This window comes from Lentibacillus juripiscarius (assembly GCF_042685205.1).
Taxonomy (GTDB): domain Bacteria; phylum Bacillota; class Bacilli; order Bacillales; family Amphibacillaceae; genus Lentibacillus; species Lentibacillus juripiscarius.
The window spans coordinates 36,475-48,610 of the sequence record NZ_JBHUNA010000004.1 but is presented as its reverse complement, the minus strand read 5'-3'; the positions used below and the strand labels follow the sequence as shown (position 1 = coordinate 48,610).

Here is a 12,136-nt window from a genome sequence, read left to right as displayed (position 1 = left end):
TATGCCTTAATAGGGCACGTGCGGTTTGATGAGGGGGTAGCCTTGAGAAAGGTTACCCTACTCTATTTAGTCACTAACTTGTGATTTAAACATAAACTATAAAAGAATTGAGACAGCAACATATGTGGAGGGAAGGAACAAGAATGACTCAACAAATTGCTGTTATAGGCGGGGATGCACGGTATCTGGAATTAATACGCCAGCTGCAGGCATTGCCGAATATAACCATACATTTAATTGGCTTTGACAAATTGGAGCAAGGATTTACAGGATCACACCAAATAGAATTTAACGATCTGGACCAGGCGCAAATGGATGCCATTATTTTGCCTATTACCGGGACCGATCAGTCGGGGTACGTGGAAACGGTTTTTTCAGACCAAACGATCCAGCTGACGGATGAATGGTTTAAAGGGTTGAAGGATTCGGCTGTTTTATTTACCGGAATTTCAAATGCCTATCTGGATGAAGCAGCGGAACAGGCTAATGTAAAACTCATTCCACTGCTTAATCGTGATGACGTGGCCATTTATAATTCGATTCCAACAGCAGAAGGCACGATTATGATGGCTATCAAACATACCGACTTTACTATCCATTCTTCACGTGTTATTGTTGTCGGATTTGGCAGAGTCGGGAACACAGTAGCAAATAAGTTCGCAGCCCTTGGTGCGAAGGTCTCCGTTTGTGCCGAAAGCATTATGGACTTGGCCCGAATAACAGAATTAGGGCATACGGCCATCCCGTTCGATCAGATGCATGAACATACAGGTTCATGTGATTTGCTTATTAATACAGTTCCGGCCCAGGTCGTCACCAAAGATGCTATTCAGCATCTTCCTCCTCATGGCATCATCTTTGACCTCGCGTCGAAACCAGGCGGAACCGACTTTAATTATGCGGACCAGCGTGGCATCAAAGCGATTCTGGCCAAAAGTCTGCCTGGAGTAGTCGCACCAAAGACGGCTGGTAAAATATTGGCGGATGTTATTAAACAATTTTTAACTGAACGGAAGGAGAATCTGTAATGGGATTAGAAGGAAAACGGATTGGCTTTGGCATCACCGGTTCACACTGCACGTATGACCAGGTTTTTCCGGAACTGGAAAAATTGGTGGAGTCCGGGGCGGAGGTTATCCCGATTGTATCCTACACAGTCCAGAATACCGATACCAAGTTTGGCTATGCAGATGATCATGTTGCCAAAATAGAATCGATTACGGGCAAACGTGCCATCAAAACAATTCCTGAGGCAGAACCACTAGGACCGGCGCTTCCTCTTGACTGTATGGTAATTGCCCCTTTGACCGGAAACTCCATGAGCAAGCTTGCGAATGCTCTCACGGATACACCAGTGCTGATGGCCTCTAAAGCAACGATAAGAAACCAGAATCCAGTCGTACTCGGCATAGCAACGAATGACGCACTAGGGATGAATGGGGTTAATTTAATGCGGCTGATGGCCAGCAAATATTATTATTTTATTCCGTATGGGCAAGATAATCCGTATAAAAAGCCAAATTCACTCGTTTCCGACATGGGCCAATTATCCGCCACCATTGAATCGGCGCTAAAACATCAGCAAATTCAGCCTGTCATCATTCCTCATTCCGGTTAAAATGTGGTAGAATAAAACCAATCTATTATTTTAGAGAGGTGTCAGAATAAATGGCGGAAAAAACAGCATTTACTATTGCAGTTGTAGGAGCTACTGGTGCAGTTGGACAAAAGATTGTTCAGCTATTGGAAAAAAAAGATATTCCTATTAAACAACTGAAACTATTGTCGTCGCAACGGTCAGCTGGTAAAAAAGTATTTTTTGCCAATAGGGAAATAACGGTTGAGGAAGCTGTTCCAGAAAGCTTTGAGGATGTCGATATAGCATTGTTCTCAGCAGGAGGTTCTGTTTCTAAAAAACTGGCACCCGAAGCGGTCAAACGTGGCGCGGTGGTTGTGGATAATACCAGTGCTTACAGGCTGGATAAAGACGTTCCACTAGTTGTACCGGAAGTGAATGAACAAGATCTGCAATCACATAACGGAATTATTGCAAATCCAAATTGCTCCACTATCCAAATGGTTGCGACTTTAAAACCGATACAGGAAGCTTTTGGTCTGAAACGTGTGATTGTGTCAACGTATCAGGCTGTGTCAGGTTCCGGTAATGAAGCATGCGATGAACTTGAGGAACAGACGAAGCAATACGTTAATGGGGAAGACATGACAGCGGAACTGCTGCCTGTCAAAGGGGATGAGAAACACCTTCCAATTGCATTTAATGCCTTACCCCAAATTGATGTCTTTCAGGATAACGGCTACACGTTTGAGGAAATGAAAATGATAAATGAATCCAAGAAAATTCTCCATGACGACGCACTGGCTATCGCCGCAACTTGTGTCAGATTGCCGATTTTCACATCCCACGCGGAAAGTGTGTACGCCGAAGTTGAAGAAAACGGCCTCTCCGTAAAAGATATACAAAACACTCTCGGTAATGCGGATGGTGTCGTTCTTGAAGATGACCCACAGACACAGACCTACCCGACACCACTGAGTGCCGCGGAGAAAGAAGAAGTGTTTGCCGGTCGTGTCCGTAAAGATCTGGATAATGACAATGGCTTTCATTTCTGGGTTGTGTCTGATAACTTGATGAAAGGTGCTGCATTGAACACCATTCAAATCGCAGAACGCTTAATTCAGAATAAATGGCTTTAAAAATTGAGGTGGAATCATGCAGATAGTGGTTCAGAAATTCGGGGGTACGTCTGTACAAACCGAAGAAAATCGAAATCACGTTATTCAACACATTAAAAATGCCTTAATGAATAATTATAAACTTGTCGTCGTTGTATCTGCTTTAGGGCGGAAACCAGCTCCTTATGCAACAGACACATTGCTGGATCTGGTTGACTTCCCAAAAAATTATAATTCCAATCGTGAATTGGATCTGCTTATGTCCTGTGGGGAAACAATTGCGTCAGTTGTATTGTCAAATGAACTACAGAAACATCATATCAATGCGTCAGCACTTACCGGCGCACAGGCCGGCTTTGTAACAAATGACGATTTCACGCAGGCGAAAATTAAAGAAGTGAAGGCTGATCGAGTTCTTGAGGAATTTAAACAGCATGATGTCGTTGTCGTAGCTGGCTTCCAGGGGCATACGGAATCCGGGGAGATAACAACGATTGGCCGTGGCGGCAGTGATACGACTGCGGCCGCCCTGGGTGCCGCACTAGATGCAGACCGGGTCGAAATTTTCACAGATGTGAATGGGGTGATGACAGCAGACCCCAATATGGTTTCATCTGCGAGACCGATGGATATAGTGACGTATACGGAAATATGCAATTTGGCATATCAGGGTGCTAAAGTAATCCACCCTCGTGCTGTTGAAATTGCCATGCAAGCGAAAATTCCTATGCGCGTTCGGTCGACTTATGTCGAAGATGAAGGGACACTGATAACTGCATCGCGAATTCAGGAAACGGGAACGGATATCCCTGACCGCCTGATTACCGGTATTGCTCACATGTCATCAATCACGCAAATAAAGGTCCAGACGAAAGAAGAGACACACCGGCTCCAGTCTGATGTTTTCAAAGCAATGGCTGAAGCAGGGATTTCTGTTGATTTCATCAATATTTCACCAACCGGCGTTATCTATACTGTGCCGGATGCGCACACGGAAAAAGCTGTGCACATTCTTGAAACATTAGGTTTTTACCCGGAAATAACGGAAAACTGTGCCAAAGTTTCCGCAGTTGGCGCCGGAATGACCGGTGTGCCAGGTGTTGCATCAAGAATCGTTCAGTCACTAACAAACGCAGGTGTGCAAATATTGCAATCTGCGGACAGTCATACAACCATTTGGGTGCTCATCCATGAACAGGATTTGAAAACAGCTGTGAACGCACTTCACGACGTTTTCGAACTAAACCATGTGAATGAGCAGCCCGTTTAAATGATCGGTTAATTAAAAGGGGTTGTTGTTACCTGGCCACGCATGAAATATTTATTTCTTTATTCAGTTAGCAACAACTTTTTACAATACAGCCACTAAAAAAGAAAGGTGTCATGAAATGGAGTTTGGTAACGTTGTGACCGCGATGGTTACACCATTTGACGCGCAAGGTGAAATTGACTTTGACAAAACGGACCGTCTGGTGGAATATTTGCTGGATAACGGGAGTGATGGGCTTGTTGTTGGCGGCACTACCGGTGAATCACCTACACTGACAAAAGAAGAAAAGGTCTCTCTCTTCAGACATGTCGCAGAAACAGTGAATGGGCGTGTGCCTGTCATTGCCGGGACCGGAAGCAATGACACGGCTGCATCCATCGCATTGACCAAGGAAGCGGAATCAGTTGGTGCAGATGGGATTATGCTTGTCGTGCCATACTATAATAAACCTAATCCGGAAGGGCTATATAGGCATTTTGAAGCAGTTGCAAATGCGGCCAATCTGCCGGTCATGCTGTATAATGTCCCGGGCCGGACTGCTGTTAAGATGGATGCAGACACGATAATACGCTTGAGCAAGCTAGAGAATGTTGTGTCCGTAAAAGAAGCCAGTGGTGACTTAGACCAGGTATCCAAGATTATTGAACAGACAGCGGAAGATTTCAGCGTTTACTGTGGGGAGGACAGCATCACACTGCCGATGCTTTCTCTTGGTGCAAATGGCGTCGTGTCAGTTGCATCCCATATTGCCGGGAGTAAAATCCAGGATATGGTACACGCGTATCGGTCGGGTGATGTAAGAAAAGCTGCATCCATTCACCGTAAATTGCTGCCGCTCATGAACGTGTTGTTTGATCAGCCTTCTCCAGCACCGGTGAAAACGGGACTGAATATGAAAGGGATTGACGTTGGTCATGTCCGTCTGCCTTTAGTTGGATTAACTGATTTGGAAAAAGAATCATTAAAAAAGTTGATCAATAATTAAAAATATCGGCCTGGGAGCCGATATTTTATACATAAGTGCAACTATGACATCCGCCATTAAGGCTTGGCGAATGTCACGTTTTCTAAATCTGCTGCATGGACTGCTCCAAACTTGTTCATACTAATTTTGGAATGAGTATGTTAAAGGAGTGACCATACATGGAAAAAGATCCAGGGAAGAAAGGCGATCAGAATCAGGGAGATCAGGCGAACAATTCGTCTTTAGTACAGAAGATTCAGCAGCTTGGTCAATCCAATGTACCACAGGCACCGGATTCCAATATTCATGTGCTGTCTATAATTGGACAAGTGGAGGGGCACGTGCAGCTGCCCGCACAAAATAAAACGACCAAATACGAGCATTTGCTACCCCAGCTTATAGCTATCGAACAAAACCCGAAAATTGAAGGGCTTATTGTTCTGCTTAATACAGTCGGCGGTGATGTGGAGGCGGGTCTGGCCCTGTCGGAGATGATTGGGTCCGTATCAAAACCAACCGTTTCCGTTGTTTTGGGCGGGGGCCATTCCATAGGCGTGCCGATTGCGGTTTCTACCGATTACTCGTATATTGTGCCAACAGCGACGATGACCATCCATCCAATTCGGATGAATGGGCTAGTTATTGGTGTACCGCAAACATTTGAATATATGGATAAGATGCAGGATCGTGTCATTGATTTTGTGATTGGGCATTCGGATATTGAAGAAGAAAAGTTTAAAGAACTTATGTTTGCTAAAGGAAACTTGACCAGGGACATTGGGACGAATGTTGTTGGAGAGGATGCAGTTGAACATGGCTTAATTGATGGAATCGGTGGTGTGACACAAGCCATGCAAAAATTGAATGAAATGATTGATGACAATAAAGGACCAGAAGATCAGGTGATACAATGATTCTATACACGCCACTCGCTGAAACAGATATTTTTCCTGTTTCGGAGGCTGATTTACAAAAGCGGCATTGTGTCTCGCACAATGGCAAGCAATTGTATGTAGAGGAAATGGAAGACGGACAATTCCAGTTACTGCAAGTACTCTCGACGGATCCAAATGATTTTATGAACACAGATTACATCCCTGGAACTATTTTGCGATAAACCTACGTCAAACAATGAAAACTGTGCTATAATGGAACTAATTGTCAAAGAAAACCCTTGCCCGCCGGATGGCAGGGGTTTGCTGTTCCGTTTTTGAGAATTCTCTCACGCAGCGAGGTGATTGTCTTGGCAAAGAAAAAAAGAAAGAAGAAAAAAAATCAATTAAGCAAACAAGTGAAATCGGAGCTGCTTGGACTGCTTTTTCTATTTATAGCCATTTTTGGAAGTGGGGCGAGTGCTATTAGTGATGGTGCGATCCCAGGTGGTCTGGAATATATTTTCCGTTTTTTTCTTGGAATCTGGTATTTTGTTGCTTCTGTTTTTCTGCTGATAATAGGGATTACATTAATGATTAAAAGACAATTGCCCAGTTTCTCAAGCAAAAAAATGGTAGGATTTTATATCATTTTTGGAGGCGTGCTGCTGTTTTCACATATAGAAACCTATGAAAGGCTGCTAGCTCTGCCGGAAAGCCCGTCTGTTCTCAAGGCAACATGGAACAGTTTAATCGCGTTCGTTGAAGGAGAGGGTGGTGCTGCACAAACCGGTGGCGGCATAATCGGTGCGCTGCTGCTTGTATTCAGCTACTATCTCTTTTCTGCTGCCGGTGCGAAGATAGTTTCTGTATTTTCTATATTAATAGGCATTATTTTTATGACAGAGTTCTCGCTTGGTGACTTTGTAGCGAAATGGATGGAACGATTTGTGGCTGTGATCCGTTCAGCCAAACAGCGGCTGCTGGAATTCAAAGCTAGTAGCAAGGAGAGCCAGAATGACGAAGCGCTGGATGTGGAGCCGGATGACACCCCTGAAAAGGATGAACCAGTCATTCAGGACTTTACGGATGTTGCCTATTCTTTTGACGTGCAGGAAACGGAAGAGAATTCAGACGACACCCCTGTACCAGATAACGCGGAACCTGTTCCAGACGAAGGGAAAGCAGATGAACCAGTTGAAGTGGAGGAGGATAATCCGCTGCCGATGACTGAAAGTGAAAATCATGAGTATGAACTGCCTCCTCCTAACCTACTGGCGGAACCTGCACAAAGTTCGCAACAGCAGGAGAAGTCGCAAATTCAGGCAACAGTCCGGAAATTGGAACGGACTTTTCAGAGTTTTGGGGTTAAAGCACGCGTTACAAAAGTGCATGTCGGCCCGGCCGTTACCAAGTACGAGGTCTACCCTGAGGCTGGCGTCAAAGTAAGCAAAATAGTCAATTTGCATGATGATTTGGCACTTGCCTTGGCCGCTAAAGATATCCGGATTGAAGCACCTATACCAGGTAAATCAGCTGTGGGCATAGAAGTGCCGAATGAGGAAATTGCGATGGTTTCCTTGCGGGAAGTTCTGGACAGTGCGGTTACCAAACAATCTTCTAAACTATTATTTGCGCTTGGTCGGGATATCTCCGGTGATGCTGTTGTTTCCGAGTTGAGCAAAATGCCGCACATGCTGATCGCTGGTGCAACCGGGAGCGGGAAAAGTGTTTGCGTGAACGGCATTATTACGACGATTTTAATGCGGGCGAAACCACACGAAGTCAAAATGATGATGATTGATCCTAAAAAAGTAGAGCTTAATGTGTATAACGGCATCCCGCATTTGCTGACACCGGTTGTTACTGACCCTAAAAAAGCATCAAAGGCATTGAAGAAAATCGTTGATGAAATGGAACGGCGGTACGAACTGTTCTCGGAAACAAGCACGCGCAATATCGAAGGGTACAATGACTATATCCGGAAGTATAATCAGACACTGCCGGAGGAGGAACAGCAGCCAAATCTTCCATACATCGTCGTTCTAGTGGACGAGCTGGCAGACTTGATGATGGTTGCTTCCAACGATGTGGAGGATGCCATTACACGACTTGCACAAATGGCAAGGGCAGCCGGCATACATTTGATCCTGGCAACACAGCGTCCTTCCGTTGATGTTATTACCGGTGTCATTAAAGCTAATATTCCGTCCCGGATAGCGTTCAGTGTATCGTCGGCAACAGATTCACGGACCATTCTTGATGCTGGTGGTGCCGAAAAGCTGTTAGGACGAGGTGATATGCTGTTCACGCCGGTAGGTTCATCCAAACCGACCAGGGTGCAGGGCGCGTTTTTATCGGATGAAGAAGTAGAGCGGGTAGTCGATCATTGTGTCGAACAGCAGAAAGCTTCTTATCAGGAAGAAATGATCCCGGAAGAAACGAGTGAAGCCACTTCAGAGGTCGATGATGAATTGTATGACGAAGCAGTACAGCTAATAACTGAAATGCAGAGTGCCAGTGTATCCATGCTGCAGCGGCGATTCCGGATCGGTTATACCCGGGCTGCCCGGCTGATTGATGCGATGGAGGACAGGGGTATAGTGGGGCCGTATGAAGGCAGCAAACCACGCACTGTCCTTGTGTCACAAGTGAATGAAGAAAAAACATCGTGATCGTTACCGGATCGGACAGCAATTCTTTAGTTGGGAATTGCTGTCTTTTTTACGAGGTTGTTCAAAAAGTCCGGTAAAAATGACACATCAATAGAGGACCTTCGACTAAATACCGACACGTCCTGTGTCGAACGTCGAAGTCACCACAACACGCGAGAAGATCGTTGGCTTGCTTTTTCGTTCCTCGGAAAAGAAAAGCCCTTTTCCTGCGTGCGATGCAGATTCAGGGAAGCATTCCTGCTTTTTATCCTTTTTGAACATGCACTTTACGGGATTTTTTTCCTATGACTTTAATCTAAAAAATTATGCTAAACTTCGCCAGAATCTATTTATTTATTTTGTGGAAAATGTTATATTTATGTCGAACTAATGAGTCATACGTCAGATGTCAGATTTCTATTTTAGAGGTTGTACGCACTTTTATAGAGGTCCTGCAAACGAAAGGGGGGGTCAGCATGTCGCTTAAAATAGATTCGCGTCATTTATATTTGCAAGTTATCGATCAGGTTAAGCACGATATTGAAAGCGGTAAATATAAACCAAAGCAAAAACTGCCATCGGAATTCCAGCTGTCAAAGGAATTGGGTGTCTCCCGTGCGACGCTGCGTGAAGCATTAAGGATACTGGAAGAGGAAAATATTGTCACACGCAGACATGGCGTTGGGACATTTGTTAATCCTAAGCCGATTTTTTCCTCTGGGATTGAACAACTGAACAGTGTAACCTATATGATTGAACAATCCGGCAAAAGACCCGGTTCACAGTTTCTGACAACAGAATTCCTTGAGCCTACTGAAGACGAACAGCGTAAATTTGCGCCGAAAGAACTGCAATCGCTCGTGAAAATTGAACGTGTCCGGACGGCGGATAATGATCCGGTCGTGTTTTGTATTGATAAACTGCCTGAGGGTCTTGTCCCCATCGACCGTGTTCATGAATCGGATTCATTATTCAAATTGATGGAGGAACACTCCGGTAACAGGATAGCCTATGCGGTTACATATATTGAACCTGTCAGTTACCATGACCGGATTCATGAAACATTGAAATGTGACCCTGAACAGTCACTTCTGCTGCTGAAACAAATGCACTATACGGCTGATGATGATCCGGTTTTATACTCGGCGAATTTCTTCCGGTCGGACATGTTTAGTTTTCACGTTTTAAGGAAGAGGTTGTAAGGGTTTTCATAATAAACGATATTACGTTTAGGAGGTGATGACCGGAAAGCAGGGGATAATTACGCGGCAGATGGTTGTATTGGATCCATATATCACAAATTACAGGGGGTATTACACATGAACAACCGTAAACTCATTTTGGTATTTGCTTTATTACTGAGTCTTGGAATGGTTTTGGCAGCCTGTGGCGGCGGTGATTCCGGGGAAGAAAACAGTGGTTCTGACAACGGTTCCGAAAACGGTGACAATGCAGCGAATGAAGACAGTTCCGATTTCTCTGCGGCGATGGTAACAGACGTTGGCGGTGTTGATGACAAATCGTTTAACCAGTCTGCCTGGGAAGGATTAAAGGCATGGGGAGAGGAACAGGGCCTTGAAAAAGGAGAAGGCTTTGATTATGCACAGTCAAATGACGACGCTGATTATCTTCCTAACCTGAATACACTTGTCCGTGATGATTATAACTTAGTTTTTGGCATTGGCTATAAACTGGCGGATGCAATTAAGGAAGTTTCTGAACAATATCCGGACACTCATTTTGCTATTGTTGACGAAGTAGTCGAAGGACCGAACATTGCCAGTATTACATTTGCTGACCATGAAGGTTCATTCCTGGCTGGTGTTGCAGCCGCGAAGAAAACAAAAACAGATAAAATCGGCTTTGTTGGGGGCACAGACTCCGACTTGATTAACAAATTTGAATCCGGCTTCCGTGCAGGAGCAAAGACGGTCAATCCTGACATTGAAATCGATGTTCAATATGCGGGTGCTTTTGATGCACCGGATGACGGTAAAATGATCGCAAGCAATATGTATAATAATGATGTCGACGTTATTTACCACTCGTCAGGTGCAACTGGAAACGGAGTGTTTGCACAAGCAAAAGACATTAAAAATAATAATCCTGACCGTGAAGTATGGGTGATCGGTGTTGACCGTGACCAGTATGAAGAGGGCCAGATTGGCGACCATAATGTAACATTGACTTCCATGATTAAACGGGTTGATCATTCTGTTCAAGAGGTTACCAACATGGCTATGGACGGTGAATTCCCAGGTGGCGAAGTGCTTGAATTTGGTGTGGAAGATGAAGGTGTCGGCCTTGCGGATACGAACGAAGAGGCTTACACGGATGATATTGCAGAAGCTGTCGACGAGTGGAAACAGAAAATTGTTGATGGTGAAGTAGACGTTCCGCAGACAATTGAAGAATTGGAAAGCTACTTGGAATCACTGTAAATATATGGAAAAGGCTGGTTTTCATGCCAGCCTTTTCTTCCATAATGAACCACATGAAAGGAACAAAAAATCTCATTTGAAAAATTTTCAAATGAAGAGCTGCCCCCCTTTTCATTTGGCAATTTTTTATAACGCTGAATGAATTTCATAAATGCTTTTTCTGTTTGATATACGAACATATAACACACTTAATCATATACTCCACCTTGGAAGATTGGTGTGTAGCTTCGAAAATCGCTGAAAGGGACCCGAGCGCTCATCTCGAGACCAAAACGGCACTTGAAGGCGGTCGAAAAGGTTTCGAGAGCCCATCTCGAGACCAAAACGGCACCAAAAAGCGGTCGAAAAGGTCTTGAGAGCCCTTCTCGAAACCAAAACGGCACTTGAAAGCGGTCGAAAAGGTCTTGAGAGCCCATCTCGAGACCAAAACGGCACTTGAAAGCGGTCGAAAAGGACTCGAGAGCCCATCTCGAGACCAAAACGGCACTTGAAAGCGGTCGAAAAGGTCTTGAGAGCCCTTCTCGAGACCAAAACGGCACTTGAAAGCGGTCGAAAAGGTCTTGAGAGGCCGTCTCGAGACCAAAAATTGGAATGGAAGGCGGACAACTCCTGCGGGATAAGAGACCTAGATGAGACCCGCGGGGGCGTTAGTCCAAAGTAAAACTTCAAAGAGTTGCTTTCGACCTGCGAGGAGTGCAGCATCCACGTCCACACTTGCAACACGACGAGCACAAAGCAAAGCTCCAACGAATACGCTTCGACCTGCGAGGAGTGCTGCCTCACTGAAAAAGCTTGCAACACGACGAGCATGAGGAGGCTCATCAGCCGCTCTGGGCAAAGAAGACACTGCGAAAGCGACCAAAGGAAGCTTAAGCAGATGTCGCACTTGTACCCGGGGTGGTGAAAGCGTCCACCTGAAGTGGAAATCAAAGACAACAACCTTATTGTTCGTATTTTTAAGGCAGATATCGAATTATGAAATTCGCTCACGCTCAGAAACAATCTATTTTAACCAAAGGGAGTGACCGATACGTGGATTATGCTATTGAAATGGTCAACATACGTAAAGAATTTCCAGGCGTTGTGGCAAACGACAACATAACGCTGCAATTAAAGAAAGGTGAAATCCATGCACTGCTTGGTGAAAACGGTGCCGGGAAATCCACCTTGATGAATGTGCTCTTTGGATTATACCAGCCCGATAAAGGTGAAATTCGTGTTAAAGGGGAAAAGGTGAATAT

General features: G+C 44.8%; 11 protein-coding genes. All 11 read left to right on the top strand.

Going from position 1 to position 12,136, the window contains the following annotated elements; genetic code table 11:
- Positions 1-143 precede the first annotated feature (143 nt).
- The gene (dpaA, locus tag ACFSUO_RS02710) at positions 144-1,028 is read left to right on the top strand and encodes a dipicolinic acid synthetase subunit A (RefSeq protein ID WP_382390839.1); all 885 of its coding nucleotides are present in this window, start codon (positions 144-146) and stop codon (positions 1,026-1,028) included.
- Positions 1,028-1,618 (top strand): dipicolinate synthase subunit B, encoded by a 591-nt coding sequence (dpaB, locus tag ACFSUO_RS02705; protein ID WP_382390837.1) that lies wholly within the window; start codon positions 1,028-1,030, stop codon positions 1,616-1,618. The genes dpaA and dpaB overlap by 1 nt, the downstream gene beginning before the upstream one ends.
- Positions 1,619-1,668: 50 nt before the next feature.
- The gene (asd, locus tag ACFSUO_RS02700; RefSeq protein ID WP_382390835.1) at positions 1,669-2,715 is read left to right on the top strand and encodes an aspartate-semialdehyde dehydrogenase; all 1,047 of its coding nucleotides are present in this window, start codon (positions 1,669-1,671) and stop codon (positions 2,713-2,715) included.
- A 16-nt stretch (positions 2,716-2,731) separates the two neighbouring features.
- Positions 2,732-3,964: an aspartate kinase gene (gene dapG, locus ACFSUO_RS02695; RefSeq protein WP_382390833.1), complete on the top strand. Its 1,233-nt coding sequence runs from the start codon at positions 2,732-2,734 to the stop codon at positions 3,962-3,964.
- Between the two features lie 118 nt (positions 3,965-4,082).
- On the top strand, positions 4,083-4,949 hold the full coding sequence (gene dapA, locus ACFSUO_RS02690) for a 4-hydroxy-tetrahydrodipicolinate synthase (RefSeq protein WP_382390831.1): 867 nt from the start codon (positions 4,083-4,085) through the stop codon (positions 4,947-4,949).
- A gap of 158 nt (positions 4,950-5,107) precedes the next feature.
- Positions 5,108-5,842: a ClpP family protease gene (locus ACFSUO_RS02685; protein WP_382390829.1), complete on the top strand. Its 735-nt coding sequence runs from the start codon at positions 5,108-5,110 to the stop codon at positions 5,840-5,842.
- Entirely contained in the window at positions 5,839-6,045 is a 207-nt protein-coding gene (locus tag ACFSUO_RS02680) for a YlzJ-like family protein (protein WP_382390827.1), read from the top strand. The genes ACFSUO_RS02685 and ACFSUO_RS02680 overlap by 4 nt, the downstream gene beginning before the upstream one ends.
- A 126-nt stretch (positions 6,046-6,171) precedes the next feature.
- Complete coding sequence (locus ACFSUO_RS02675) at positions 6,172-8,475, top strand: FtsK/SpoIIIE family DNA translocase (protein ID WP_382390825.1); 2,304 nt, start codon at positions 6,172-6,174, stop codon at positions 8,473-8,475.
- A 455-nt stretch (positions 8,476-8,930) separates the two neighbouring features.
- Complete coding sequence (locus tag ACFSUO_RS02670; RefSeq protein WP_382390823.1) at positions 8,931-9,656, top strand: GntR family transcriptional regulator; 726 nt, start codon at positions 8,931-8,933, stop codon at positions 9,654-9,656.
- A gap of 117 nt (positions 9,657-9,773) precedes the next feature.
- A complete protein-coding gene (locus ACFSUO_RS02665; protein ID WP_382390821.1) occupies positions 9,774-10,895 on the top strand; it encodes a BMP family lipoprotein in 1,122 nt (373 codons plus the stop codon).
- 1,032 nt (positions 10,896-11,927) lie between these two features.
- The coding region (locus tag ACFSUO_RS02660; protein WP_382390843.1) for an ATP-binding cassette domain-containing protein at positions 11,928-12,136 on the top strand (209 nt) is incomplete at its 3' end.

Bases quoted from the DNA above. Each gene is read 5' to 3' on its own strand.
- dapG (WP_382390833.1), top strand. From the start codon at position 2,732: ATGCAGATAGTGGTTCAGAAATTCGGGGGTACGTCTGTACAAACCGAA.
- ACFSUO_RS02680 (WP_382390827.1), top strand. From the start codon at position 5,839: ATGATTCTATACACGCCACTCGCTGAAACAGATATTTTTCCTGTTTCG.
- asd (WP_382390835.1), top strand. From the start codon at position 1,669: ATGGCGGAAAAAACAGCATTTACTATTGCAGTTGTAGGAGCTACTGGT.
- ACFSUO_RS02665 (WP_382390821.1), top strand. From the start codon at position 9,774: ATGAACAACCGTAAACTCATTTTGGTATTTGCTTTATTACTGAGTCTT.
- ACFSUO_RS02670 (WP_382390823.1), top strand. From the start codon at position 8,931: ATGTCGCTTAAAATAGATTCGCGTCATTTATATTTGCAAGTTATCGAT.
- ACFSUO_RS02685 (WP_382390829.1), top strand. From the start codon at position 5,108: ATGGAAAAAGATCCAGGGAAGAAAGGCGATCAGAATCAGGGAGATCAG.
- dpaA (WP_382390839.1), top strand. From the start codon at position 144: ATGACTCAACAAATTGCTGTTATAGGCGGGGATGCACGGTATCTGGAA.
- dapA (WP_382390831.1), top strand. From the start codon at position 4,083: ATGGAGTTTGGTAACGTTGTGACCGCGATGGTTACACCATTTGACGCG.
- dpaB (WP_382390837.1), top strand. From the start codon at position 1,028: ATGGGATTAGAAGGAAAACGGATTGGCTTTGGCATCACCGGTTCACAC.